General features: G+C 39.0%; 21 protein-coding genes. 12 read left to right on the plus strand and 9 right to left on the minus strand.

Annotated elements, in window-relative coordinates; all coding sequences use genetic code 11:
* Positions 1-2 precede the first annotated feature (2 nt).
* Both ACTB0Y_RS12105 and ACTB0Y_RS12110 read left to right on the plus strand, forming a co-directional pair.
* A complete protein-coding gene (locus ACTB0Y_RS12105) occupies positions 3-500 on the plus strand; it encodes a D-glycero-alpha-D-manno-heptose-1,7-bisphosphate 7-phosphatase (RefSeq protein ID WP_463207086.1) in 498 nt (165 codons plus the stop codon).
* Between the two features lie 7 nt (positions 501-507).
* Positions 508-1371 (plus strand): aminotransferase class IV, encoded by an 864-nt coding sequence (locus ACTB0Y_RS12110; protein WP_463207087.1) that lies wholly within the window; start codon positions 508-510, stop codon positions 1369-1371.
* Here ACTB0Y_RS12110 and ACTB0Y_RS12115 read toward each other — a convergent pair.
* The 3 genes from ACTB0Y_RS12115 to ACTB0Y_RS12125 form a co-directional block, all read right to left on the minus strand.
* Positions 1368-1955 (minus strand): YqgE/AlgH family protein, encoded by a 588-nt coding sequence (locus tag ACTB0Y_RS12115; protein ID WP_463207088.1) that lies wholly within the window; start codon positions 1953-1955, stop codon positions 1368-1370. The two genes, ACTB0Y_RS12110 and ACTB0Y_RS12115, sit on opposite strands and share 4 nt — an antisense overlap.
* Positions 1956-2091: 136 nt before the next feature.
* Complete coding sequence (locus ACTB0Y_RS12120) at positions 2092-2625, minus strand: exosortase/archaeosortase family protein (RefSeq protein WP_463207089.1); 534 nt, start codon at positions 2623-2625, stop codon at positions 2092-2094.
* Positions 2626-2765: 140 nt separating this feature from the next.
* Positions 2766-3503: a hypothetical protein gene (locus ACTB0Y_RS12125; protein ID WP_463207090.1), complete on the minus strand. Its 738-nt coding sequence runs from the start codon at positions 3501-3503 to the stop codon at positions 2766-2768.
* Positions 3504-3648: 145 nt separating this feature from the next.
* On the opposite strand from ACTB0Y_RS12125, the gene ACTB0Y_RS12130 reads away from it, so the two are divergent.
* Positions 3649-4500 (plus strand): UbiA-like polyprenyltransferase, encoded by an 852-nt coding sequence (locus ACTB0Y_RS12130; RefSeq protein ID WP_463207091.1) that lies wholly within the window; start codon positions 3649-3651, stop codon positions 4498-4500.
* Here the strand turns inward: ACTB0Y_RS12130 and ACTB0Y_RS12135 are convergent.
* On the minus strand, positions 4493-5365 hold the full coding sequence (locus ACTB0Y_RS12135) for a DUF3078 domain-containing protein (protein WP_463207092.1): 873 nt from the start codon (positions 5363-5365) through the stop codon (positions 4493-4495). The two genes, ACTB0Y_RS12130 and ACTB0Y_RS12135, sit on opposite strands and share 8 nt — an antisense overlap.
* 256 nt (positions 5366-5621) lie before the next feature.
* Here ACTB0Y_RS12135 and ACTB0Y_RS12140 point away from each other — a divergent pair, with 256 nt between their 5' ends.
* Positions 5622-6998: a tryptophanase gene (locus tag ACTB0Y_RS12140; protein ID WP_463207093.1), complete on the plus strand. Its 1377-nt coding sequence runs from the start codon at positions 5622-5624 to the stop codon at positions 6996-6998.
* A 154-nt stretch (positions 6999-7152) separates the two neighbouring features.
* A complete protein-coding gene (locus tag ACTB0Y_RS12145; RefSeq protein WP_463207118.1) occupies positions 7153-7374 on the plus strand; it encodes an ATP-binding protein in 222 nt (73 codons plus the stop codon).
* 2 nt (positions 7375-7376) lie between these two features.
* On the opposite strand, the gene ACTB0Y_RS12150 is transcribed toward ACTB0Y_RS12145, so the two are convergent.
* Positions 7377-8651, minus strand: a complete 1275-nt coding sequence (locus tag ACTB0Y_RS12150) for an adenylosuccinate synthase (protein ID WP_463207094.1) — start codon at positions 8649-8651, stop codon at positions 7377-7379.
* A 360-nt stretch (positions 8652-9011) separates the two neighbouring features.
* On the opposite strand from ACTB0Y_RS12150, the gene ACTB0Y_RS12155 reads away from it, so the two are divergent.
* The 7 genes from ACTB0Y_RS12155 (at position 9012) to ACTB0Y_RS12185 (ending at position 20508) form a co-directional block, all read left to right on the plus strand.
* Positions 9012-10832, plus strand: coding sequence for a dipeptidase (locus tag ACTB0Y_RS12155; protein ID WP_463207095.1), 1821 nt, complete (start codon positions 9012-9014; stop codon positions 10830-10832).
* A gap of 140 nt (positions 10833-10972) precedes the next feature.
* Positions 10973-12334: an adenylosuccinate lyase gene (gene purB, locus ACTB0Y_RS12160; protein ID WP_463207096.1), complete on the plus strand. Its 1362-nt coding sequence runs from the start codon at positions 10973-10975 to the stop codon at positions 12332-12334.
* A 12-nt stretch (positions 12335-12346) separates the two neighbouring features.
* On the plus strand, positions 12347-13918 hold the full coding sequence (locus ACTB0Y_RS12165) for a glycosyltransferase family 39 protein (RefSeq protein WP_463207097.1): 1572 nt from the start codon (positions 12347-12349) through the stop codon (positions 13916-13918).
* Positions 13875-14621: a GIN domain-containing protein gene (locus tag ACTB0Y_RS12170; RefSeq protein ID WP_463207098.1), complete on the plus strand. Its 747-nt coding sequence runs from the start codon at positions 13875-13877 to the stop codon at positions 14619-14621. Before ACTB0Y_RS12165 ends, ACTB0Y_RS12170 begins: the two co-directional genes overlap by 44 nt.
* Positions 14614-15735, plus strand: coding sequence for an acyloxyacyl hydrolase (locus tag ACTB0Y_RS12175; RefSeq protein WP_463207099.1), 1122 nt, complete (start codon positions 14614-14616; stop codon positions 15733-15735). Before ACTB0Y_RS12170 ends, ACTB0Y_RS12175 begins: the two co-directional genes overlap by 8 nt.
* A gap of 87 nt (positions 15736-15822) precedes the next feature.
* Positions 15823-16386, plus strand: coding sequence for a SiaB family protein kinase (locus tag ACTB0Y_RS12180; RefSeq protein WP_463207100.1), 564 nt, complete (start codon positions 15823-15825; stop codon positions 16384-16386).
* A 213-nt stretch (positions 16387-16599) separates the two neighbouring features.
* Entirely contained in the window at positions 16600-20508 is a 3909-nt protein-coding gene (locus ACTB0Y_RS12185; protein WP_463207101.1) for an adenylate/guanylate cyclase domain-containing protein, read from the plus strand.
* 23 nt (positions 20509-20531) lie between these two features.
* Here ACTB0Y_RS12185 and ACTB0Y_RS12190 read toward each other — a convergent pair whose 3' ends face one another.
* The 4 genes from ACTB0Y_RS12190 to ACTB0Y_RS12205 form a co-directional block, all read right to left on the minus strand.
* A complete protein-coding gene (locus ACTB0Y_RS12190) occupies positions 20532-21455 on the minus strand; it encodes a DUF3667 domain-containing protein (protein ID WP_463207102.1) in 924 nt (307 codons plus the stop codon).
* Positions 21456-21697: 242 nt separating this feature from the next.
* Positions 21698-23170, minus strand: a complete 1473-nt coding sequence (locus ACTB0Y_RS12195; RefSeq protein WP_463207103.1) for a DUF5723 family protein — start codon at positions 23168-23170, stop codon at positions 21698-21700.
* Between the two features lie 10 nt (positions 23171-23180).
* Positions 23181-24887: a hypothetical protein gene (locus ACTB0Y_RS12200; RefSeq protein ID WP_463207104.1), complete on the minus strand. Its 1707-nt coding sequence runs from the start codon at positions 24885-24887 to the stop codon at positions 23181-23183.
* A gap of 11 nt (positions 24888-24898) precedes the next feature.
* Positions 24899-26965: an OmpA family protein gene (locus ACTB0Y_RS12205; protein WP_463207105.1), complete on the minus strand. Its 2067-nt coding sequence runs from the start codon at positions 26963-26965 to the stop codon at positions 24899-24901.
* Positions 26966-26981: the final 16 nt, after the last annotated feature.

The following is a 26981-nucleotide window of genomic DNA, read 5'->3' on the forward strand; positions in this document are numbered from 1 at the left end:
TAATGAAAAACCGCGCTGTGTTTTTTGATCGTGATGGTGTTATAAACAATAATGCGAATTATTACTATGTGTATCGTCCGGTTCAGCTTGAATTGAATCCTGATATTGGAGAAGCCATTGAAAAAATTAATCAGGCTGGTTTAAAAGTTCTCGTTGTCAGTAATCAGGGTGGCATTTCAAAAGGACTGTATGAAACTTTTGATGTGGAAATGGTTCATGCCGAGATTCAGCGCAAGCTAAATCAATACAAGGCTTCTGTTGATGAATTTTATTTTTGTCCGCATCACGATAGCATAGAAAAATGCCTATGTCGAAAACCGGACTCACTGTTGATTGAAAAAGCAGCTGCTGTGCATAATATTGATCTTGAATCATCTTTTTTTATAGGCGACAGCCAACGGGATATTCAGGCTGGCAAGAAAGTAGGTTTACATACTTTTAAGGTTGACGCTAATAATTCGGTAATGCCGGTTGTAAAGCAAATACTTGATTTAATTTAAGTGTTTTATGGATCGCAACACACATTGGCTTTGTATTGATGGTGAGTGGATGCAGAATGTTGATATCCTACCGGTATACAACAGATCCTTCCTATACGGTGATGCCATTTTTGAAACCATGCGCACTTTGGGGGTTGATCTCGTTTTCGCCGAAGGTCATTCTGATCGATTGAAAAGAGGATTGGACATGCTCGAGATTCCGCTGATTGAAGCATTGGAAATAAGCGAGTTATGTAACCTTGTTGCTTCTTTAGTCCACAAAAATAAATGGTACAATGGAGCCAGAGTACGATTAACAGTGTATAGAAGAGGTGAGGGGCGATATACACCCCAAGACAATGAAGCAGGTTTTTTGCTTGATGGGGAACCAATGCAGACCGACCCGTTTTATCCATTTACAGGTACTGGCAAAATACTAACTGCTTTTACAGAAATTAAAAAGCCTTTAAATATACTATCAACTATTAAAACCACCAGCAGTGTTTTTTATGTGCTCGCCGGGAAGCACGCTAAAGAACAGGGCTATGATGATTGTTTTATAATGAATGACCAGGGTGGAATTATAGAAACCGTGAATTCCAATGTTTTTGTAATATCGGGAAATAGTGTCGTTTCACCCGGACCTGCAACTGGTGCTCTGGATGGTACTATGCGAAAACAGGTGATGAGATTAATGGCTGAAAAAGGTTTTGAGATTTCAGAGCGGGGTATTACTGAACAAGACCTGGAAGTTGCCGATGAGGTGTTTTTAACCAACGCAGTTCAAGGAATAAATTGGGTTAAAGGTTACAAAGAACGGCGGTATTATCACCACCGCGGTATGGAAATATCTGAAAAATTAAATTCGAAAATTAGTAACCGTGATTTTTAGTTCCATGCCGGATTTTCAGGTACGTTAAGCCAGGGTTTGAATGCTTCTCCAAAACGTGCAACAACGTTGTACCACATTGTTGGGTCATTGTCTAATATCTCTGTATTTTGAAGTGATGTAATTTTCCAGAAATTATTATCTATTTCGCTAACCAGTTGGTCTGGTTGCCAGCCGGCATAACCAATAAAAAATTTCACATGGCGCTGATCAACCACTCCAAGTGATAAGAGTTGTTGTAGTTTTTTGAAATCACCTCCCCAGAATAAGCCCTCTCCAATATCTTTGGTGCCTTCGATTTGCTTACCCAATGTATGTATAAAATGTACCGAGTTGGTCTCTACAGGTCCGCCAATTGTAATATTTGTATCCAGGTCAGGAAATTCTTTAATCAAATCACTTAGTGCCATTTTAACGGGTTTGTTAAGGATAAAGCCTACAGTGCCTTTCTCGTTATGTTCGGTAATAAGTACCACTGATTTACTAAAATGCGGATCTCTTGAAAAAGGTTCTGAAACTAAAACTGCCCCGGCTTTTATTTTATCCGGGTCTTCTTTGAAGTTAAATATGTTGGTTTTTGCGTACATAGCTGCCCTATTTTACCTGAAATATAACAATTATTATTCCACTTGTGTTTACATGGATATTTGTAAATTATTGTATATGTTTGTTATCCATTTGCTTATACGGTATTTGCAGCCCAGGGTTATATGTGACATAATGTCATTTTCTGAAAAAGTGTAACCAGAAAAGCCAAAGTAGTAAAACGGTACCGTAAACAAACCAGATGGTTCCCTGAGCATGGATAATTTCAAACGTTTCAGGGTTGAGGAAATTACTAATGCCAATAATAGCTGCGCGGAGTATGTTGCTAAATTGAATAATGATAATTCCCAGCGGGATGTACCATAACTTGTGAAGTGGTTTTCCAGGGCTGATTAACAGAAATACAGAAAACCAGATAATTTGACGGTATCCCAGGCATCCAAAGGCAAAATATATTCCATTGTTATCTGTAAAGAAAATACTGTTTTCGTTTAATGCAATGTCGTAGCCGGCAATTTCTATTACAAGGGCAGTGGAGGCTGCAAGTATGTTGCTAACAGTTTCGGTTATAGCAGCATTTTTTATGGGTGTGGAAAAGAAGGGGAAGTCCATGAGCAAAGCAGAAGCAATAGCCCCGGTTAGAAATGCTGATGCAATTCGCCAGTTGAATTTTGACGTGAAGTATTTTATGATTGATTGTGCTAAACTCAATGTTTGAAAATTTGCATTAAGCTAATGGATTTTTGATGTAAAATAAAATAAAATATTTGAGTATTTTGATTTAAGCAAAAAAAGGCCATTTTATCATTCTTTTGAATCTGATAAAATGGCCTTCAGAATTAAATAATGCGCTATTTTTCTTTAGTTTTTGAGGGTCTGCTTTTTGTGCGTTTTGCGCCTCCTGTTCTTGTGCTGCTGCCTTTTGTTTTGTGGTATTGACGTGATTGTACACTACCGGGTGTTGTTCTGCGATGGAAAGTGCGCACACCTGATTTTCCTGGTTGGCTGTAGTCAAACCTTTGGCCTTTTACCTGTTGAATTGCTTTATTTATTTTCTTATCGCTCTCGAAGTTATATGTCCTTACCTTAACCTTGTTTATTGGGTCTTGTAAGTCCTTTTGTAATTCCTGCACTTTTTTCATGTTGTCGGCAAAGTAGTTTCCACCTGTTGTCCTGTTGCCAGTATTTTTTTTGTCATCCTGATCGAGCTGAATAGTAATTGCAGATGGATAGTATTGGCCTAAATACTGTGTGGCAATATAACGTGCCATTTCATAGTCGTCTTCAGTGAGGTAAAAATATTCGTACAGTTCGGGATTTTTGAATTTGTACCAATATTTTTGGGTAAACCAATAATAATAGTCGGCCCAGGATTCAATCTGAAAATAATCATTGCCGTTGGCAAAAAATGTTTTTCCATCGTAAACCTGTGCCAGAGAATCACTGTATGCTCCAAAACCTGTAATTATTGGTGTCTGGCTGGTTTGAAAGGTCGTTGGATTTGACCAGTTTTTGTAATCAACGACTTTTTGTCCCGTAAGACTTAATGAAAAGATGATTACACCGCAAGTAATAAGTAATTTTTTCATATCAATTTTTTTTAGTTCACTGCAAATTAATAAAATGAAATGAAAAATGCAAATATTAATAATGAGCAGTGTTAGAAAAACTTACTGATTCATTTACTTAAGCTGGTTAAAAGTTGCTAATTTTACGGGTATTAAAATATTTTTTATGCAAAAGTACTTGTCATTAGTAAAGTTTGCGCACACAATTTTTGCAATGCCTTTTGCCCTTGTTGGTTATTTTATGGCCGCAGTGTATTTCGATGCCGGTTTTTACTGGCTCGATTTGGTGAAAGTATTGCTGGCTATGGTTTTTGCGCGTAATGCCGCCATGGGATTCAATCGGTATATAGATCGCAATATTGATGCTGAAAATGAGCGAACATTTAAAAGAGAAATTCCTTCGGGAAAGGTTTCTGTGCAAGCCGCGGGGTGGTTTGTGATAATTAACGTTATAGCTTTTATTGTTACCACGTGGTTTATTAACCTGTTATGTTTCTACCTCTCATTTATTGCCATGGCAGTAGTGCTGGGATATAGCTTAACGAAAAGGTTTACCTGGCTGTGCCACTTTATCCTTGGCCTGGGATTATCTTTGGCGCCAATAGGAGCATTTCTGGCTGTAACAGGTACTTTTCATATGGTACCGGTTTTGCTTTCAATAGCTGTGCTATTGTGGGTAACCGGCTTCGATATTATTTATGCCCTGCAAGATGATAATTTTGATAAAGCTAAGGGATTGTTCTCAATTCCCTCATATTTTGGTAGAAAAAACGCCCTGTGGATATCCAGGGCGATACATCTTTTTTCTGGGTTAATTATTTTACTGATTGGAACCTGTCTTAACCTTTCCTATGTTTATTTCATTGGTGCCGGTATTTTTGCTACGTTGCTGTTATACCAACATTTGATAGTCAAAGATTCAGATTTGTCTAAAGTTAATTTAGCTTTTTTTACCACAAATGGCATTGCAAGCATACTTTACGCCGCCATTACAATATTTTCATTTTTTATTATTTGATGCTGTAGGCTATACCAATACCAATGGTCTCTTTTATTTGCCAGTACTGGGAAACATTTTGGTCATATACAAAATGTGTGAACAGTACAGTTTTGATAAAATCATTGGCCTTAAAAGTTATTGTTGATTGCCAGTCAATATCAATGTTTTCAGGGTGATCAAAATAATTGTTAAATAGTTCAAGTGATGTGTTAATACTGACATTTTTAATCAGCTCTTTCTTGAATTTTATTCGAATGTATGCACCCATTTCTGCTCTAAGGTTTTTATCGCTGTCTATACCAAAGGTTTCGGGATTGTATTTTACAGTATCTGTCATAAAAGTTGCTTTCCCTGAGAGCGGCGATACCATGGCACTTAATATTTTATCGTATTTGTATTCAAAACCAGTTGCAACAACCAGGTGACCGGGGTTAAGGAATCGACTTATTGCTATACTATCGTTCCCGCTACCATAGTCGAAACCCTTAAGAAATTGTGTTTTGAAGTTAATGATGTTTGAAAAAAAGATGTTGCGATTCGATATATCATATCCAAATTTACTGTTGAATTCAAATATATCTTCTGTTTTTCTCATATCCTGGTCTCCTTGCTGTGTGCCACCCAGTTTATAGTTAAAACTGTTTTCCCATGACGCACGTTTTTTATCGTAGGATATGGTGTAATCATTTAAAAGCAAGGTGCTTAGGAAGTTTTCTCCACCTTGCGACCAGTTTTCCAGGAATCCTTGTGTAAAGTTCAGGCTCGACTGACCTTCGAATGTCCACACAGTGTCTTTTTTTTGCTCAACTGTTTTTGCTGTATCTTGCTGGCCATACGCCATAATTACTGCCATTGTGAGCATAATAGTTGTAAGTAGCTTCATGTTAATTCTTTTTCTAATTTTCGGATTTTAAAAACATTATTAACAAAAATATGGATTTTAAGTTAATGTCTTTGAAAAAAAGTAACAAATCTTTAATTTTGGCTTTCTAAATATGGATGTAAAAATTGACATAACCGTTCTGGCTGCCACGCGCTATTTAAATATTAAGCGCCGCGATGTCTTTCACTATTAGTAGTTTTTCTCCCTCCGATTATATTCTTATCAAAAAATTATAAACTTTTAAAATATCATAATTATGGATATTCCATTTGCTGAATCGTATAAAATCAAAATGGTGGAGTCGATTCGTAAAAGTACACGCGAAGAGCGTGAAAAGTGGATAAAAGACGCACGATATAACTTATTTAATCTTTCCAGTGAGCAGGTTTATATTGATTTGCTTACCGACTCAGGTACCGGCGCTATGAGCGACCGCCAATGGGCCGCCATGATGGTTGGTGATGAATCCTATGCTGGTGCACGGAGTTATTTCAATATGAAAAAGGCACTAAAAGATATTTTGGGCTTTGACCATTTTTTACCAACTCATCAGGGCCGTGCTGCTGAGAATGTGTTATTTTCTGTGTTGGTAAAATCCGGAGATATTGTTCCCGGCAATAGCCATTTCGACACTACTAAGGGGCATATAGAGTTCAGAAATGCTCATGCCATTGATTGTACAATCGATGAGGCCTTTAATCCGGAGGTTGAGCATCCATTTAAGGGCAATGTTGACCTGAATAAATTGGAAGATGTACTCAAAGACACACCACGTGAGAAAATTCCGTTTATTGTGGTTACACTCACCAACAACACTGCCGGCGGGCAACCTGTTTCGATGGCTAATATTAAGGAAGTGGCAGCGTTAGCTGACAAATATAGTGTGAAGCTGTTGTTCGATTCTGCCCGTTTTGCAGAGAACGCTTATTTTATTAAAACACGGGAAGATGGCTATGCCGGAAAATCTATTAAGGAAATAGTCCTGGAAATGTATCAGTATGCCCATTATGCAACTATGTCTGCAAAAAAAGATGCCATAGTGAATATGGGTGGCTTTGTTTGTTTCAGAGATCAGGAAGTATATAAAAAGGCATCTACCTATAACATTATGTTTGAGGGTTTCCTGACTTACGGTGGTATGAGTGGGCGCGACATGAATGCACTTGCGGTTGGTCTGGATGAAGGCACCGAATTTGAGTATCTTCAAACACGCATCAATCAGGTAGCCTACCTCGGCCATAAACTCGATGAGTATAATGTTCCATATCAGCGTCCGGCAGGCGGACATGCTATTTTTGTCGATGCAAAGAAAGTGCTGCCCAATGTGCCTAAGGAGGAATACATAGCTCAAACACTTGGTGTTGAGCTTTACCTTGAAGCGGGTATAAGAGGTGTGGAAATTGGAACCTTACTTGCTGACCGGGATCCTGATACACGGGAAAACCGTTATCCCAAATTGGAGCTTTTACGCTTAGCTATTCCAAGAAGGGTTTATACAAACAATCATATAGATGTTATTGCAGCAGCAGCAAAAAATGTGTACGACAGACGCCATAAAATCACTAGTGGGTATAAGATAAAAAACGAAGCCCCAATTATGCGACATTTTACAGTTGAGCTGGAGAAAGCTTAGACGCATGAATTCGTTTAATATTGCACAAGTTGTGATTGGGTAAATTCTTTATCGCAACTTGAGGTTCAACTAATTAAGGCCATTTGTTTTATGAGCGAGTGGCCTTTTTTTAGTGCGCTGTGCATGGTAGCGACCTTGGTAGTGACAATCCACTATTTCTGTTACCGCTCATGGTGTGGGTATACCTGAGGCCACGGTAAAGAAGCTTTTCAAGATATCTGAAAAAGTAACATCCTTGGAGGTTAACGAGGGAAAAGGCACCGGGTTAGGTTTATTGCTTTGTAAAGTGTTTGTGCAAAAGCACAATGGTAAAATTAATGTGCAAAGCAAAGAAGGGGCCGGAGCCAAATTTTCAATTCATCTGCCTAAAAAGTAAATTTATTGACCGGATGTTCGCATATAAATAGAGGCATCGCGGTCTGGGCCAACTGAAACAATGCTTACGGGAACACTTATATAATCTTCAATAAATTTCAGATAGTCGTTAAACTCCCTGGGAAGTTCTTCCGGTTTGCGCATGTCTTTGATTTGCGTTTCCCAGCCTTTAAGTTCTACGAATATGGGCTCAATAGGTGTATTGATGTCGAACGGTACTTCAGTAGTTTCTTTTCCGTTTATTTTGTATGCTGTGCAGATTTTAATTTGTTCAAATTCATCCAGCACATCGGCTTTGGTGAGAATAATTTCAGTTACACCATTGAGCATCACTACATATTTGAGGGCTACCAAATCCAACCAGCCACACCGGCGTGGACGACCCGTGGTAGAGCCATATTCAGCACCTTTGTCGCGTAGCTGCTGTCCGTCTTCGTTGTGCAGCTCCGACGGGAACGGCCCTGATCCTACTCTTGTACAATATGCTTTTACAATTCCTATTACATTGCCTATGGTTTGGGGAGCAATGCCCATTCCTGTACATGCACCGCCAATTGTAGTATTCGATGAAGTTACAAAAGGGTAGGAGCCAAAATCTACATCGAGTAATGTACCCTGAGCTCCCTCTGCCAGAATTTTTTTATCTTCTTCAATATATTGATTAATGCGATATTCGGAATTTACCAACTCAAAATTTTTAACCGTTTCAATCGAGCTGAACCAGTCTTTTTCATCTTTTTCAAGGTCATACTCAAAGTCATATTGACGAAGCAATAGTTCGTGTTTCGCTTTAAGCTTTTCATACTTCTGTTTAAAGTCGCTGGTTTCGATATCGCCAACCCGCAAACCGTCACGGCCAATTTTGTCGCGGTATGTTGGACCAATGCCCCGCAAGGTAGAGCCAATTTTTTCTTTGCCCTTAGCCGCCTCAATGGCTGCATCAAGTATACGATGGGTTGGCAAAATCAGATGGGCTTTGCGCGATATAAGCAGCTTGCTTTCCGGGTCGATGCCAAGCTTTTTGAGGTTGTCTATTTCTTCTTCGAACTTCACAGGATCAATGACTACGCCATTACCAATAAGGTTTATACTGTCATGAAAGATACCTGAAGGTATCAGGTGCAGGATGTGTTTTTTACCATTAAATTCCAGTGAATGCCCGGCGTTGGGGCCTCCCTGAAACCGTGTTATTACATCATACCTCGGTGTAAGTAAGTCCACACCTTTTCCTTTTCCTTCATCTCCCCATTGCAGGCCAAGTAGCACATCAATTTTCATGTTCAGTAAGTTTACATTTTTAATTATGCCGGCTTTGCTGAATATCCGGCCAAAAAATATGCACAAATCCCGTGTTAATTCGGATTTTGTGCAATGCTGATGCTAAGATACGGATTTTTTTCAAAATACTAAACAGGAACATCTCGCTATTTTTTAACGAGAATAAAATTATTTATCACCTTGCGGGCTATTCTTAAACCTGCAGGCTGGTTTAAAGAATTATTGAATTGCTCCTGAAGCTAATTACTATATAAAGATTTTTATGTCCATTTTTGCACACTTATCTCATAAGCTAAGGTATTGATAATATTTTTTCTATTTTTGTTGCTATTGACATTATAAACAATAAAATAAAGACCAATGAGAAGAAAAATTATTGCATCGATTCTGGCCTTATTTGTTACGGCCTTTGCCTTTTTACCGGCTGATGCCTGTACCAACTTTTTGGTAACCAAAGGAGCTTCTACCGATGGTTCTAACATTATTAGTTATGCCGCAGATTCCCATGTACTTTATGGTGAATTGTATTTCAGGCCAGCTGCCGATTATCCAAAGGGCAGTAAAGTAAAAGTTTATGAATGGGATACCGGGAAATATCTTGGAGAAATTGATCAGGTTGAACATACTTATGCTGTGGTCGGAAATATGAATGAACATCAATTGGCAATTGGAGAAACAACTTATGGTGGAAGAAGCGGACTTCGCGATACAACAGGTATCATTGATTATGGTAGCTTAATTTACCTAACGCTTCAACGTGCCAAAACTGCTCGCGAAGCCATCAAAACAATGGTTGAGCTAACTTCAAAATATGGATATTATAGTTCCGGAGAATCACTATCTATTGCTGACAAGAATGAAGTATGGATCATGGAAATCATTGGAAAGGGTCCGGGAAACAAAGGAATTGTTTACGTAGCCCGCCAAATCCCTGATGGTTATGTATCGGCTCATGCCAACCAGGCACGTATTACCACTTTTCCCATTCAGGAAAATAATGATTGGTTCAATAAAGAACAAACTACTTTTCATTCACCCGACGTAATTTCTTTTGCAAAAGAAAAAGGTTACTATGAAGGTGAAGATAAGAATTTTAGTTTCTCAGATGTTTATGCTCCCCTGACTTTTGGTGGAGCTCGTTTTTGCGAAATGCGCGTTTGGTCATTTTTCAAAGATATCAATCCCGACATGGAACAGTACTTTGATTATGCCAGTGGTAAAGTAGAGAAAAACGAGCAAGGTATTGCAACCAACCGCATGCCATTGTGGATTAAACCAGAGAATAAACTGTCTGCGCACGATGTACAGGATTTTATGCGCGACCACCTGGAAGGTACACCCCTGGATATGCGTAAAGATATTGGAGCCGGTCCATTTGAGCGTCCATATCGCTGGCGCCCGTTAACCTGGGAGGTAGATTCAGTTGAGTATTGCAATGAACGGGCCACTGCTACACAGCAAACAGGGTTCTCTTTTGTAACACAGTCACGTAGCTGGTTGCCTGATCCAATTGGTGGAATTAACTGGTTTAGCGTTGATGATGCAGCAACATCAGTATATGTGCCTTTTTATGCTGGAATGAAAAAAGCTCCTGAGGCATATCGCGAAGGCAACGGAAGTATGTATGAATGGTCAGAAACATCAGCTTTCTGGATTTTCAACATGGTATCGAACTTTGCATATTTGCGATACAATATGATTGAACCTGATATTCGCGAAGCTATGAACGAATTAGATGAGAAGTTCAAAAAAGAAGTAGCTGAGATAGATCAAAAAGCCAAAGCGCTTTACCAAAGCTCGCCATACAGAGCTACAAAAATGGTTTCTAATTATTCTATCAATGCCGGTCAATACACATTTGAGCGTTGGAAAGAGCTATTCCAATTCATAATGATGAAATATGTTGACGGAAACGTTAAAAAAGAGGAAAATGGTGAATTCCTGACCAACGGCACAGGAGTTATTGAACTTGAACAACCAGGATACCCCGAATGGTGGTACCGCACGGTGGTTGAAAAAACAGGTGATCAGTTCCTCGTACTCGGGCAGGATAATGTACCTGAGAAAAAAGACAAGGCTGCTGTGGTCACCATCAGCAAAACCAATATGAATATTATGATCGGAGCTATTATAATCTTAGCACTTATTGTGCTGGTTATGTTGTTCCGCAGAAAAAGATAATTGTATTCTTTTGAAGTATAAAAAGCCACCTCCGGGTGGCTTTTTTACGTCTATACCAATCCAAAGATTGTTTGCTTTTACTTATGCGAACTTGTTTTTCTGCCGATTAATTTCCTATTTTTGCACAAAAACAACTTAATATGGAAAAATCCGGTCTTATGGCCGTCTCACCTATTGATGGACGGTATCATGGTAAAACCAAAGGTTTACAGGAATATCTTTCTGAATATGCAATTATTAAATACCGTATTTGGGTAGAGATTGAATATTTTATTGCATTATGTGAATTACCCTTACCACAGTTAAAAGATTTCGACCATAAGTTATTTGATAATTTGCGGATGCTTTATCAAAGTTTTACGCCGGAAGATGCCACACGCGTGAAAGAAATAGAAGCCACTACCAATCACGATGTTAAGGCAGTTGAGTATTACATTAAAGAGCGACTGGGTGGTCAAAATATTAATCAGTATCTGGAGTTTATCCATTTTGGTCTTACTTCGCAGGACATTAATAACACAGCTTTCCCGGCAGCTATGCGCGATGCGGTAAATAAATTATATTACCCTTTGCTGGAAGGTTTGATGGAAGAGCTTGAAGATAAAGCCATTCTCTGGAAAGAGCGCGCTATGTTGGCTCGTACGCATGGCCAGCCGGCTTCTCCAACAGCACTCGGTAAGGAAATCAGGGTGTTTATAGAGCGGGTGTTTAAACAATATAATTTATTGAAAGAAATACCGGCCAATGCCAAGTTTGGCGGTGCAACAGGTAACTTTAATGCGCACTATGTGGCTTATCCCGATATCGATTGGGTGGAATTTGCCAATACCTTTGTAAGCAAACATCTTGAGCTGGAACGGTTGCAAACCACTACCCAGATATCTCATTATGATGATATGGGGGCCATTTTTGATGTTTTGAAACGCATCAACACCATTCTAATGGATTTTAGCCAGGATATGTGGCAGTATATTTCGATGGATTATTTCAAACAAAAGATTAAAAAAGGTGAGGTAGGCTCGTCTGCTATGCCCCATAAGGTCAATCCTATTGACTTTGAAAATGCCGAAGGTAATCTGGGCTTGGCTAATGCACTATTTGAACATTTGTCTGCCAAACTTCCTGTTTCCAGGTTACAACGCGATTTAACAGATTCGACTGTTATTCGCAACATTGGCGTACCACTGGCCCACACCATTATTGCTTTGCATTCTCTGCTCAAAGGAGTAGATAAGCTTATACTCAATGAGAAAAAACTTGATGCTGACCTTGAAGATAATTGGGCCGTAGTGGCAGAGGCCATTCAAACCATTTTGCGTCGCGAAGGAGTGGAAAAACCATATGAAAAACTTAAGGATTTAACACGCAAAAATGAAAAAGTTACACGTGAGTCTATTCAGCAATTTATTGATCAACTGGAAGTTAAGGAACCAGTAAAGCAGGAGCTTAAAAAAATCACACCATTTAATTATCTTGGGAATATTAAACCATCAAAAGCATAGAGAAATTTGCCTATGAAAAATTTCACCAGCATCTGGACACGTAAGCCTTTGAGAATAATTATTCTGATAGCCTTGGTATTTAGATTGCTGGCGGTAATTTTTTCGCAGGGTTATGCTGTTCACGATGACCATTTTATGGTTATAGAAACTGCACAGGCCTGGGTTGATGGCACCACATATCAAAATTGGTTGCCAGCTGAGAATAGCGAATTAACAACAGGGCCAATAGGCAATAGCTTTACTTATGTTGGGTTACATTATCTGCTTTTCAAAGGACTTGAAGCAGTTAGCATAATGGATGCTTCTACAAAAATGTTAATTGTCAGATTGCTGCACGCTTTGTTTTCTTTGTTGGTAGTGAATTATGCTTATCGCATCACTCATTTAGTGAGTAATAAGGATATGGCAAGGTACGTTGGTTTGCTTGTGGCTACTTTTTGGATACTACCATTTGCGAGTGTGCATAATTTGGCTGAGTTTTTCGCTGTTCCTTTTCTTATGCTCGCTATTTGGTTTATGGTAAGGCCCCAATACCGTGATAAACCGTTAAAATGGGCTTTTTTCTCTGGTTTGGTTTTGGGTTTTGCTTTCTCCATTTGGTTTTTCATTTTTATTTTCGTTGCCGGCTATTTTATTGTGTTAGCTACCAGAAAGCGCTGGAAAGTGATGGCAATGGCATTTACAGGGCTTTTAATTTCTGCCGGTCTGCTGCAGGGCCTTGTCGACTATTATGTCTGGCAAGAACCTTTCGCAGAGTTTACGACTTTTTTGAGTTCATTGGAAATTCCTTTTACCAAACCCAACAGGACCATTTTTTCTATGTATGTGATCATGCTTTTAATTGTAATGATTCCACCAATTAGTATTTTTTGGTTGCTGGGATGGTTTAGAAGTGCCAAAATAAATTTATTGCTGTTTTTGCCTGCATTTCTCATGTTCCTGTATTTCTCTTTTTCTATTCAGCAGCATGAGCGTAATATAATGGCTGTTTTTCCATTTATTGTAATTGCCGGCGTAATAGGCTGGAATCAAATATTACAAAAGTCCGTTTTTTGGAACAATCATCCCGGGCTTTATCGCAGCATGGTGATTTTTTTCTGGGTAGTTAATTTTATAGCCATACTTCCGGTTTCTACAATGTATTCTAAACGCTCGCCAGTTGAGAGTATGCTATATTTGCAAAAGCATAAAAATGAGGTATCCGATATATTAATAGAAGATTCTAACAGGCAGTCTGTAAAATCTATGCCACTATTTTACCTGGAAAAGTGGGTAAATATGTACAAGCTACCTGATTACAAAGAATACGATGACAAAAACAATGTTGAGCGACGCTCTAACTATGAATTTGTACTCTCAACGCCACGATATTTCATGAGCGATACTGCCAATATTCCTGATTATGTGCTGTTTGTAGGACAAAAAAGGCTTGATGAACGTATTCAGCGATTGAAACCCTATATCCCTAATTTGGTTTACCAAAAAACTATAAAATCTGGTCTTTTAGACCGTTTTCTATTTATATTGAATCCGAAACATAATGTCAATCAGAGTATCTATATCTACCAGGTTCCGCAAGGTTAGTGTTCTAATATTACTGACCGGGTCCATGTTATCCTGCAACTTGCTCTATGATGAGGGAGCCTGGATTAGCGATGATCGATACCCGGGCGATTTTCAGGAAGTTGTTGTAGAAGGTATTGCCAATGTGTACTACCATTACAGCGATACTTCCATGATTAAGATTTATTATTATGCCAAACATTTAAGCGATATAAAAACACATAATGATCATGGTAGGGTTACTATTGACAATAGTTTTAACGGGCAAAAGTACACTGATTTGCGCTTGCCCGAAATTCATTTGTATTCACCGTCAATTAAGTATGTAGATATCAAAGAAGCTGCTGGTTTCTTCTGCAGTGATACCCTTAGTACAGATTATTTTAAGTTTTTTATGCACGGCGACGTGTTCGAGGCTTCTTTTTTATTGAACGTCGGCACTTTTAAATTTGATGTTTATAATTCAGCCGGACTGATGGATGCCAGCGGTTTTTGCGAACATCTCAAAGTAATTAATAAGGGAGAAACCCAGATAGATGCTTTCCATTTACAGTCAGTTAGTGCTGAAATAACCCAGCAATCTGTAATGGATGTGTCTTTTACTATTACAGACAGTTTGAATTACAAGATTATAAGAAATGGAAATATTCTCGTAAGAGGGACCCCGGCTTATGAAGGAGAAAGTTTGGGAAATGGCGATCTGATATTAATAGAGCATGAGTAAAAGGTTATTGATAATTGTTTTTATCGTTGTTAATACTGTTGCAGGTAGGTCTCAAATTAGTGCTAACCTTTCTGAACGGCTCTATGTTGATGCAGAGGTTTTGACCGGTAGCACCTGGGCACATCATAAAGCCATAAATTATTTACTGGAATACCCACCTGTTGGGGCTAATTTTCGAATTGGCCTGAATAGTAATGGATCCCGCGACTGGCAAATTGACTTAAATTACCCCAGATATGGATTTGGTTACCAGGTGTCGAGGTTAGGTTCAGACATCTTAGGCAATTCGCATGCTGTGTATGTATTTATAGGATCAGATTTTATCGCGAGTAAACGTTGGAGTTGGCGTTATGACTTAGGAGCAGGCGTGGGTTTTGTAGATAATCCTTATGATGAAGACAACAATCCCCTGAATATAGTGAATGGATCAGTCACCAACGCATTTTTAAGAGTGGCTACAGGATTACATTATAGTGTGTCGGCCAGGCATAATGCAGGTGTCAACGCAGGACTTTTTCACCTCTCTAATGGTAACAGTTCACTACCCAATTGGGGTGTCAATACGTTATACTTTTCTTTTGACTGGCAATATCGTTTTTCTGATTCGCTTCTCCTTAATAAAGTAACCAAAGAAGCTCAAAAGCAAATCAGAGTGACACTTTATGGTAGTGGAGGCTATAAAGAAGAACGGCCCATTGACCGGGAAAAATATATTGTCAGTGACTGGCATATTAATTTGTGGAGAAAATACCGACCAGGCTTTTCTTTCGGTGGTGGCATCTCAGTTTTTTACGATGGTGCATCAAAAAAAATGCTTTGGCGCTCTGATTATGAAGGAAAAATACCGCTGAGCGATTTCGACATGAAATCTCATGAATATTGGTCTTTAGGTGCCCAGGCAGGTTATATGCTTAATATGCATCCCGTGTACTTCTCATTTGAGTTTGGGGTGTATTTATATTCAGCAGTTAACCGCGATATTTACAACCGATGGCTTTTGGAAATTGCTGTTGCTGACCAAATTAGAGTATATGGTGGTCTGAAATCAAGGTTTGGCAAAGCTGATTTTATTGAATATGGTCTGGCCTACGACATTTTTAAAATGAATCACTAAAAAATAAGGTTCGTCGGCATTTTTTTGTTGGATGAACTGAAAAATTTGTATTTTTACAAATATTCATAAAATAAGCGTAACGAAACTATGAGTACAAAATTCAATTTCATTAAAACAGTATTGTCCCTCCACGATGAAATGATATCTAACGGCTTCTCTCTCGTATATGAAGGTGAATTTAGCCACGATATAATGAAAATGTTTACTTCAATGGCCGACCAGAATATGGAAAAAGCCAATGAAGACAGATCAATTCGTCGTAAGGTATTTCATGTAATGGTTGAGACTCTGCAGAATATGACCAAGCATTCTGATGAACATGATCCTGATGACCGTATAGGTAATGGTATGTTCATTGTTGGTAAGACCGATGAGCATTGGAATATTATTACAGCCAATAAAATTTATAAAGAGCGTATAGATGAGCTTAAGCAATCTATAGATGAAATTAACAGCATGACTAAAGAAGAGCTCAAGGCGCTTTATAAAAAACAAATTCGTCAAGGAGCTTTGTCAGAAAAAGGTGGTGCCGGGCTTGGGTTAATAGATATTGCCCGAAAAACAGGAGAACGACTTGATTACCAGTTTTTACCTTTAGACGACAATGAAAGTTATTTCTTTTTATTAAAAGTAAAAATAAGAACTAAATAAGCTTTTTATCCCAAATTAGAGTTACTACACCAAAAGCTTGAATTATTTTCGATGTTACGCTTATTATGAAGCATTAATTAAGATTTTTGTCCCAATATTGGTGCAGCTCATCCTTTCCTTATTGCCATTTGTCAAAAAAAAACTTGTCATATCCCTTAGTAAACTTTTAGTTGGTCGATTATTCTTAAATTTATAGACTTACGAAGTGTTTATATGACAAGGTTTTTAGCTATCATAGCACTTAATCTAATTATCCTGAACACTGGTTTTGGGCAGATACTCAATTTTCGAACGTTCTTCGTTGATGATGGTCTCGCTCAGTCTCAGGTTACTGCTATTGACGATGATCAGTTTGGAAATATCTGGTTAGCTACCTATGGAGGCGGTGTCGATTGCTTTGATGGCCGCACTTTTGAAAATTATGGATTGCCCCAGGGTATGTCGCACCATCAGGTTCTGGACTTGTACGTCGATCAACATGATGATGTATGGTGTGCTTTACAAAGAGGTGGCATCAACATTATTAAAGATTATGAAATAAAAACCCTGATGTTGCCTGAACTTTCAAAAGCAGCAATATTAAAAGTAGCCGGTAACAAGTCTGGAGTCTATGCTGCTGCAGATAACGGGAATTTATATGAGATTGTTAGTGATACTGTTATAAATCTTATCCATGTTTTTACCAACACTGTAATTACGGATTTATGGGCAAATGAAGAATGTTTGTTTATCGGGACGCTTGATAATGGTATTTGGATATACGAAAAAGGCCGGATGGCCTATATGCTTGACATAAATGATGTTACTGCATTGTATTCTAAGGATGATAAGCTATGGATTGGTGCAGAACGGAAGTTGTATAGTTTTTCAATGGAACGTGAGGTCCTTCAGCTTGAGGCAGAAGCAAAAAATACTATCAATGATATTATTAGCAATGAAAGTGGCGATATTTTTTGGTTAAGTGTTTATGGAGCAGGTCTTGGTCAATTTTCTGGCAACCAAATCAATTACCTGACGGAAAAGAATGGATTGTCGAGTAATTACACCAATACAGTTTTCGAAGACCAATATGGTTTGCTGTGGATCGGTACAGATGGTTCAGGGTTAAACCGTTTTTCCGGGTTTCAATTTATCCATTACACTTTTGATCAGCGTAAATCAGGTGAAGCCATTATGGACATTATGCACCACGACGGGGCATTTTGGTTTGCTACATACGGAAATGGAATTGTAAAAAAAGGAGACAAGGATGTAGAAATATTTAACATGGAAGATGGTCTTCAATCCAACACCTATTATGCTCTTGAAACAACTGCACCAAACATCCTTTGGATGGCCTCCAGGGCTAATGGTTTGGTGCGAATGAATATGGCAACCGGAGAAATAGCAAATTATAATGCATTGAACTCTGTTTTGAGTAATAATTTACTCTATCTCACAAAAGATGAAAGTAGTAACTTGTTTGTATCCAGTCGTGATGAGGGCATGTTTGTTTACTATCAACACAAATGGGTTCAGATTTCAATTAAAAATGGTTTGCCCGATAATCATATAAATTTTATATTCTTTGATAAAAAAGACAACCTATGGCTCGCTACAGCCTCATCCGGAATAGTGAAAATTGGCAAGTCTGAGCTGTATAAGTTTCTGGAAAAAGAGCCACCTGTAATCGGATATGAATTATTCAATTTGCAGAAGAAATCTGTATATCAGCAAGTATCTACCCTTACTCAGGACAATAATGGGCTGATCTGGTACGGATTGTTTGGTGGTGGTTTAGGGCGAATAAAAGATGGCAAAACCCAGCCAATGTCAATGAACCGGAAGTTAAATTCGCAAAATGTATATGGGCTGACTTATGACAAGCAGAAAAATAACCTTTGGGTCGGGACAGATAAAGGGATAGCATCTGTGCAGTTGACCGGGAACTCTGTGCCCGAAAACGTACAGACGCTTTCCGCCGGAGATGGTTTTATTGGCGTGGAATGTAACCGCAATGCCATATTATTTGACTCTTTGCAAAATAGCCTTTGGATTGGTACCGTGAAAGGGGTTACACGATTTTTGCCTGAAGAATACAGCCCACCTGATATTTCACCTCGCATACAAATTTTGGATTTTTCTTATCAGGAAAAAAAATTGCCAATTATTACCTATAAAAATTATTCCCAAATTGATTGGTCTAAAGCTCCAGTTATTCCTCATGATAGTAACAATGTAACTATTCATTTTAAAGGCATCGAGCAGTGGCAGCCCAATGAGGTTCAATATCAATGGATTTTAGTGGGATTAAATGATACGTGGCAGGACCTGCGAAAACAGCAGGTGGCGGAGTATACTTATTTGCCCTCCGGAAAATATGTTTTTAAATTAAAAGCTGTTAGTGGCCGTGGAAAATGGTCGGATTATTCGCTCCATCTGCCATTTATAATCAACACACCTTTCTATCGCACCAGTACATTTTATATCATTTTCGGTTTGATTTTGTTAGGTGCAATTGTCTTGTACGTGTACATGCGGCAACTGAGTTTGCAAAACCGTAACCGTAAACTCCGTGAAGCTGTGATGGAACGGACAGAAGCACTTAATAATGAGAAACTTATTGTTGAGCAGCAAAAAGAAGAGCTCCGCGCACAAACTGAACACCTGGAACGGGCTAATCATGAGTTGGAAAAGCTATCGCTGGTGGCAAGTAAAACAGATAATGCTGTGCTCATAGCCGATAAAGAAGGTCGGTGGGAATGGATTAATGCAGGTTTTACGAAAATGTATGGTTATTCACTTCATGAATTTATAAGGGAGCGTGGCGATACCATATTAACATCGAGTACAAGTAATAAAATTAGTCATATTCTTGATGAAGCCGTACATCTCAAAAAGTCAGTTACTTATACGGCAAAAGGTTTCAAACGCAATGGTACCGAAATGTGGGTGCAATCTACATTAACACCTGTATTTGATGATGAAGGGCTGTTGAAAAGATATGTGGTGATTGATACAGATATAACGCATATTAAGCGCATCAATAATGAGCTCAGGAAATTGTCTCTTGTGGCAAGCAAAACCGATAATTCGGTGATTATGATGAATGGTAAAGGTAAAATTGAATGGGTTAATGATGCCTTTCACCGTTTTTATGACCTGTCACTGGAAGAATTTAAGACTTTGTATCAGAAAACTATTTTTGACCTGCACAAAGGTGTGGAAGAACTTTTTGATGTGGATGAAGTTGTGAATTCACGAAAATCACACACTTTTGTCTCTTCTTTTGTAACACGTAAGGGCGTGCATAAATGGATTCAGTCTGTTGTAACACCGGTATATGGATTTGGTAGCAGTTCCGAACAATTAATAGCCATTGAAACAGATATTACCCGAATAAAGGAAGTAGAGGAGGAAGTGAAAGCGCAGCAACGAAAGTCAGATGAATTGTTGCTCAATATTTTACCAGCCGAAACCGCGGAGGAATTAAAGTCTCAGGGAAAAGCGCAACCAAGGTTTTACAATTCAGCTTCTGTGCTATTTGGTGATTTCAAGGACTTTACAGCCTATTGTGAGCAATTGTCTCCAAAACAACTGGTTTTTGAATTGCGCGAATATTTTGACGTCTTTGATGACATTGTGGAGAAGTTTTATGTCGAAAAAATTAAAACAATCGGCGATGCCTATATGTGTGCTGGGGGGCTTCCCATAAGAAATCGCAGTCATCCCTTTGATGTTGTACTTACAGCACTTGAAATACAGCGCAAGACACAGCAAATTAACGAACAGAAAAAGAATGAAGGACGGCAACCCTGGGAGTTGCGTATTGGAGTACATACAGGAGACCTTGTGACAGGTGTTGTGGGTAAAAAGAAGTTTGCCTATGATATTTGGGGGGAGACAGTGAATATCGCAAGTCGTATGGAAAGTGCTTGTGAGGTTGGGCGAATTAATATTTCCGGCGATACTTACGAAATAATTAAAGACTTTTTTACTTGCACATATCGCGGCAAAATTGAAGCACGTAATATTGGGAAATTCGACATGTATTTTGTCGAGGGTATAAAACCCGAATATGCCAGTGATTCCCTGGGTTTTGAACCCAATAGTAAATTCAAAGAATATCTTGCTAAGCTTTAATTGAATTCTTTTGGGTTTGTATTCTAGTATACAATAATCGAAATAAGAATTAGAAAGAACGAAAAAGGTATGACCACAAGAATGCCTGAAACTAATAACCCAAATGTACTGAAAATGCTCCGTATCCATTTTACCCGGTAGAACTGCTTTAATGCAATAGCGAAATAGACGATCGCTATTGCGAAGAAAATGATTAATGGTATATTGATCAGAAAATTTAAAAGCATATATGCACCAAAGAAGATGAATATGAAGGCAAAGAAATAAAAGCCAAATACCAAATGCTCTACGTACCTTCCTTTTTTTAGGAAGAAAAATTTTAATACAAGAGCAAAAACGGGTAAAAGTAGAAAGATGGCCAGTGGAATATTTTCAATCATGATGTCGATAAGGCCACGCCCTTTTTGTTCGTAGATTTGGATAACCTTTTTGTTGAAAAAGGTGGAGGCCCTACCTGATTCCTCTGTAATGCCCAAAACCTTAAGTTTTTTATTCATTGATGCACCTGCCTGAATAAGTGAATCCATTTTATTTTGATTGAATTCATAAACAAGGCTATATCCGCTTGGTTTGTATGATGTGTCTTCGGCCATTGCCGTCGAGTCTACAGTTGTCTGAATCTGTTTGGAAGTGAGTTCAAATTGAGCCTGTTGGTTTTTCATGCTGATTGCGAATAGTGTGAAAAACAATACCGAAGCAAACAGATATAGTTGCGCAGGGTGCAGAAAACGTTGCCGCTGTCCCTCGATAAACTTCCGGGCAAGAACCCCCGTTTGAATGAACAGCGGTCCTAACGTCCGTATAACCCTGGCATCTACCGATAAATAATTTTTAACCGTATTGCTAAATAAGACTCTAATTGTCAGTTGCTCATCGATCTTTTGACCGCACCGGGGGCAAAAGTTGTAGTTATCATCAAGCGGGTATTGACAGTTTTTACATTGCATGCTTATGGTTTATTTGGTAAATGTAGGGATATATCAAATAAGAACAAAAAACCGGTCGGAGCGACCGGTTTTGCTGTGCTGATTGGTCAGAGAGAGCTATGAGAAAAATTGTCTGACCAGTATTGTCCAATTAGAGTGCCAATGTTTTTTACTGTCTGATCCGTAGTGCACTAGCTTATAGGGCAACTTGAAAAATTTGTACGCTTACGAACGGCTGCTGGTGCGATACCGAACACGCTATTTTATTCAATCAGTGCGGCTTTATCTTTTTTGTATCCGAATATCCAGTTGACGCCCATTCGAATGCTAACATCTTGGGCCGACTGGGGGAAAATCTCTTCCAATACATGGTCACTTATGATGTACATTTGCATTGGACCAAAGCGGCCAGCAAAGCCAATGCCGATATTGTCGAAATTATCTTCCATCATGGTGTAGGTAATGGTGGCCGAAATATGATTGGTGTTGGCGTTTGCAGATATTGAAAAGGCTGATCTCAGGTCTCCTTTATGCAAAACTCCGCGATACAATCCGCCAAATCCAATGGCATCTGTTATGTTGTATGTTCCGCCCAGGTATATCCTTGTCGGTAGCCAGGTTTTGTAACTGCTCACACCAGTTTTTTTGATGTCGAATACTCTAAGCAGGCTGTCTTCATAAGTATCGCCTATGTTGGGTTCTGTTGTTGTAGAATCATTGTCATCAATGTAATTGACACCATCAATTCCTTCGAAGAAGAATTTGCCTCCTCCGCTGACTTCTGCCACGTTGGTGTTCCACTGGATGAAGCCAATATCGGTGACACTGGCAAAAGCTTTAAGTTCGGGCGTTATTTCATATTCTGCCCCAATGTCTATGGCAAAACCAGGGTTGCTGAAATCATAACCCAGGTTGTTTAATATTTCGTTGGTTTCCAGCTCTGTAGTCTCAGTTATCAATGAGTCTCCTTCGTAATCGTAATACAGGTCATCTAGTATAAAGGCCGGCTGCGAGGCCCGCATTTGTATATCGCTTTGTAGTATTAGTGAATCGTTATAAGAATCAAGATACAAATCTGTTTTTACAGTTTCTACATTGGCCAGACCGGCCAGTGCCTTGGCTTTTAATCCTACTTTTAGTTCAGGCAGGACCTGTATTGATGCGCCCAGACCCACTTCCAAATAGGAGGTGAAATCCATTCCAAAGCCAGAAAGGTCCATGTTAGGCGAAATATCTGGATGCGCATTTCCCTTTACCATCAATTCGACCAAGCCTCCTGGGAAACTCATATCCACATTTGTTCGTGTTGTGGCATTGAATGACCAGTAAATGTCTTTTGTTCTGAACCCAAAGTTTAAAATGTTGTTGTTTATTCCAAAGTTGAAGTGATTAACCTTATTAAGTTTATCAACAAATTTTAAGGCATCGTTATGAGAGTTGAGTGCCCATATTAGGGAGTCTGAATATATGCCACTACCTTGATATATAAAATCTTCATAAGCAAATGAACTGCTGTGAAAACTAATGTCAAGGTCGGGGAGAAGCTGCCCTGATATGGGTGCAATAAGGCCTCCGAGGTGCCCGTTGTAATTTGTCTGAAATGCCGGGTTTAACCTACTCGTTTGTGGTAAGGTCCTCATGTTGTACATCGAAATGCTTTCTTGCCCCAGCGCATTAGTGCTGATGAATCCAGCGACAAATACGATAAAAAATGGTAATATATACTTTTTCAGCATGGCCTCTTGTTTACAAGTTTTCGTTTACATCAAGTTTGAAATCCACATTAACATCGAAATCCATTTCATAAAAGTCATAGAATTTCACATACGGGGCATTGGGTGCATCACCGTCGGTGGTCATAAATTTAACTTTCAGAAGCATGAATTTCACGTTATCTATCACATCTACACTTTCGTCTTCATAGGTAATGGTGGATGCAACCACAGTTTTTCCTGTTTCCTGGTTGATCAGTGAATCTGCCCCGATAATACCTGATTCAACTATAATGAGTGAATCGCTCGGATTATCGTTGCTGTTGGGGATGCTGTCCACAATATTGTAGGTCGAATCCATGAGGTAGCCTTTTACACCAATGCTATGCGGAAAACCATTGGCAATGGTTAGTGTAAGGTTTAGGTAGTCCAGAATGTCATCTTCATCACCGATATCACCCAGGTCCATGTCGATGGTGTCTGAGTAAGTAATACCTGATGTGCGTCCCCAAATTGGTATTTCAAAGTCTACAACAGCTTCAACGCGGCTTTCAGCTGCCATGAAATTGTTACGGATTCCCGTTTCATCGGGGTTGATTTCTACTGTCTCGCTAAATTTAAGGTTGTTCGGGAGCCGGGATACCAGGGAATCTATATTTGAGCCCTGACCGGTAATCATCACGGTTGTATCGGCTACAGGGATCTGCGGGTAATTGGATTCCGGTATGGGGATATACCATGGATTGGTTTCAGTAGGTATATCTTGTCCGGTTACATCCTCCCAGGTACCATCAACTCTTAATTGTAAGACATTCATAAATACGCCAACCGGGATGCCGAATGAGTTATAAATTTTTATTTTCAATCGCGGGTCGTAAAGCTGAAACTCACCATATTCAAATTCATTGAAGATGTCAATATAAAGGTTGTCTTCCGGTATGTTGATTAGTTGGTTTCCAATATAACCCCATACATAATCGTATTTAATTTCTCGAAAATCGACATCGATATCGCATATGTCGTCTGGATTTACTGTGCCATCGCCGGTGCTTTCGTAATATTCCAGTTCGTAGGTAATAAAGAATACATTGGAGTCAGGAATTGCAAAATCGGTAAAATCCAGCATGTAACCATCCAAATCATCAAAAGTTTGTGCAAAGCTGAAGTTTCCTGTGGCATTGTTAATATCGATAACTTTTTGATAAGTCTGTCCGTCTTTTTTTAGTTCCGGGAAAGTAAGCGTTAATTGACCTTCATATTCAAATCCGGAGTTGACACTTATATCCAGCAATGCTGATCTTACTTTCACACTATCCAGTAATTGATTTTCAGCCGATGCCACAAACAGATAATCAACATCTGATTTAATCATCTTAACGGTATCATCAACGAAACCACCGGCATCCTGATAATCCGGCTCATTAAAGATCGTGTCATAATTCTGATCGGGGAAAACTATTTCTTCCTCGGCAACTGCTGTGTAGGCAGTATCAGAATATACAAGATAAACAAGCCCTTCGTCATCTGTATAAATAAGTCCTGTACTATCTACCAAATTAAGAATATCTTCCATTGCAAAAGTTGTAGATACAATGGGGAGTTTCCATTGCGACTCATTTTCCAGGTGTGTGCTAAGATTATCTAAATCGAAGTTGTCATCTACACAACTGCTGGTAAACCACAGCATTATCAGTGCTGCTGCCAGAAATTGAGTTAGATGTTTAATTTTTTTTCCAGACATATTGTGGGTATTTATTTATGACTAATAATTTTAAATTCTACGCGGCGGTTTCTTTGTCTGCCTACTTCTGTATCATTGCTTGCCACGGGTTGCAAATAAGCGTAACCTTTGTATGTAAGCCTGTTTTGTTCAATTCCTTTTCCTACCAGGTAGTCGACAACAGCTTTTGCGCGCTTCTCTGATATTCTTTTGTTCACAGCCAGCGAACCTTTGTTGTCTGTATGGCCCGAAATTTCAATCTTAAGTTTTGGGTAGGCTTCCATAAGTTTAACCACTCTGTTAAGTTCCGGGTAAGAGGTGGTACGTAAGACGGCTTTACCAAACTCAAAGAATATGTTGTTCAGAATTACTTTTGTTCCTGCAGCCAATTTGTTCATTTCTATGTCTTTAACAATCTCCTGGTACTTGGTTGCCGGTGGAATATTGAAGTTTTCTGAATGAAACAGGTAATCTTTGGCTTTAATGGTCATGGCGTAGTTTTTCCCTGAAGGCAATGATACCAGATATTCTCCTTCTTCACTTGACTCGCTTGTCATAATCACTGAGTCGGCCTCATTATCGGTAATTTCTATTACTGCTTCAATGGGGTCGTTTGTGATGGCATCGTAAATTTTCCCTTTTACAATGGTTAGTCGAATGGTTTTAATATCGACTGTTTTTTCGATTACTGTTTCGGTGATGGGTTTGGCCATGCTGGCGATGAGCATATCCTCTGAGCTTTGAATAAGTGGTTTTTCGGGCCCCAGGAATATAATTTCGTAAATATCAAAATCATCACCGTTGCGGCCCCTTGAGCTGTAATAACCATAGCGCCCATTGGCTGTTACCCCAAAAAACAGGTCATCGCCCGGTGTGTTTATTGGGTAACCCAGGTTTTCGGGTGTACTCCATGTGCCATCTGTTTGTTTTTCGGCTTTAAACAGGTCATAGCCGCCCATACTGGTATGACCTTTGGAACTGAAATAAATGGTTTGTCCGCCTGGATGCAGGAATACGCCTTCTTCATCGTAAATGGAGTTTAATGTTCCACCCAAATTGATGGGTTTACCCCATTTTTTATTGCTTTTTTTGCGTATTGATCTGTAAATATCCTGTCCGCCAATTTTTTGTTCATCTTCACGGTTGCTAATAAAATACATTGTACGATTGTCGTATTTTATAGAGGCTGATGATTCACGGGCTTTTGAATTTATTTTTCCAAACTCTTTATCTTTGGGGGAGCGCCATTTGCTTTTTTTGTATTCAGCTTTGTATAAATCGCCATTGTTTTTTTGTCCGTCAAATAATAAGAGTTGCATGCCGTTAGGGGAGAGGCCTATTACGGCGTTGTTGTAGTCTTCATTTATTTTTTTCGACAAACTTCCTTTGAGAAGCCAGTCGCGATCGCGCTTACCGGCCCAGAAGATGTTTTCGGTATATTGGCCGGTACTTTTGTAAATGTCATCGTGCTTGTCGTAAGGTCGCTTTGATGTAAAGTACATTTTCTTGCCATCGGGTGGTATAACCGGGGCAAAATCGTCGTACTCGGTATTGATAGCTGCTATTGGTGTTGTGAAAACTCTGGCTGTATCTGCCATATATTCAATTCCATAGCGGCATTCGCTGATGCGTTTTTTTAGTGTTTTGTCTTTGTAGCCCAGTTGTTCAGCTGTAAGGGTATTTTTATACTCGTTGTATTTTGAAATGGCCTCTTCAAATTTATAATTGAGGTGCTGTGCACGCGCATAGTAATAAATCAGGTCAGGGTGAATATTTTTGTTCTGCTTGTAGGCTTTTTCAAGGTATAATAATGCTTTTGTGGCGGGCACCGATTTTAAATATGACATACCCAGCATGTAGGTCAGCGCTGCATTGTTATCTATTTTGTCGTATGCATTCTGGAAATGTACAGCGGCTTGCTTGTATGATGCAAATGTGCCATCTTTAAAAGCTCTTTTTCCTTTTCTTACTTGTTTTTTAGTGTTCCAGCGTTCCTTAAACTCCGTAAACTTGTCATTGTCGAGTTTTACTTTAACACGCTGACTAATGCCGGTGGAACTGATCAAGGCAAAAATGAAGATGAGAAATATATATCGCATGGTGGTCATGTTTTCA

This window comes from Salinivirga sp., from assembly GCF_055145285.1.

Coding starts and splice junctions, on each gene's coding strand:
- ACTB0Y_RS12170 (WP_463207098.1), top strand. CDS start 13,875: ATGTCAATCAGAGTATCTATATCTACCAGGTTCCGCAAGGTTAGTGTT.
- ACTB0Y_RS12180 (WP_463207100.1), top strand. CDS start 15,823: ATGAGTACAAAATTCAATTTCATTAAAACAGTATTGTCCCTCCACGAT.
- ACTB0Y_RS12205 (WP_463207105.1), bottom strand. CDS start 26,965: ATGCGATATATATTTCTCATCTTCATTTTTGCCTTGATCAGTTCCACC.
- ACTB0Y_RS12175 (WP_463207099.1), top strand. CDS start 14,614: ATGAGTAAAAGGTTATTGATAATTGTTTTTATCGTTGTTAATACTGTT.
- ACTB0Y_RS12115 (WP_463207088.1), bottom strand. CDS start 1,955: ATGTACGCAAAAACCAACATATTTAACTTCAAAGAAGACCCGGATAAA.
- ACTB0Y_RS12110 (WP_463207087.1), top strand. CDS start 508: ATGGATCGCAACACACATTGGCTTTGTATTGATGGTGAGTGGATGCAG.
- ACTB0Y_RS12185 (WP_463207101.1), top strand. CDS start 16,600: ATGACAAGGTTTTTAGCTATCATAGCACTTAATCTAATTATCCTGAAC.
- ACTB0Y_RS12155 (WP_463207095.1), top strand. CDS start 9,012: ATGAGAAGAAAAATTATTGCATCGATTCTGGCCTTATTTGTTACGGCC.
- ACTB0Y_RS12195 (WP_463207103.1), bottom strand. CDS start 23,170: ATGCTGAAAAAGTATATATTACCATTTTTTATCGTATTTGTCGCTGGA.
- ACTB0Y_RS12140 (WP_463207093.1), top strand. CDS start 5,622: ATGGATATTCCATTTGCTGAATCGTATAAAATCAAAATGGTGGAGTCG.
- purB (WP_463207096.1), top strand. CDS start 10,973: ATGGAAAAATCCGGTCTTATGGCCGTCTCACCTATTGATGGACGGTAT.
- ACTB0Y_RS12135 (WP_463207092.1), bottom strand. CDS start 5,365: ATGAAGCTACTTACAACTATTATGCTCACAATGGCAGTAATTATGGCG.
- ACTB0Y_RS12105 (WP_463207086.1), top strand. CDS start 3: ATGAAAAACCGCGCTGTGTTTTTTGATCGTGATGGTGTTATAAACAAT.
- ACTB0Y_RS12200 (WP_463207104.1), bottom strand. CDS start 24,887: ATGTCTGGAAAAAAAATTAAACATCTAACTCAATTTCTGGCAGCAGCA.
- ACTB0Y_RS12125 (WP_463207090.1), bottom strand. CDS start 3,503: ATGAAAAAATTACTTATTACTTGCGGTGTAATCATCTTTTCATTAAGT.
- ACTB0Y_RS12190 (WP_463207102.1), bottom strand. CDS start 21,455: ATGCAATGTAAAAACTGTCAATACCCGCTTGATGATAACTACAACTTT.
- ACTB0Y_RS12165 (WP_463207097.1), top strand. CDS start 12,347: ATGAAAAATTTCACCAGCATCTGGACACGTAAGCCTTTGAGAATAATT.
- ACTB0Y_RS12150 (WP_463207094.1), bottom strand. CDS start 8,651: ATGAAAATTGATGTGCTACTTGGCCTGCAATGGGGAGATGAAGGAAAA.
- ACTB0Y_RS12130 (WP_463207091.1), top strand. CDS start 3,649: ATGCAAAAGTACTTGTCATTAGTAAAGTTTGCGCACACAATTTTTGCA.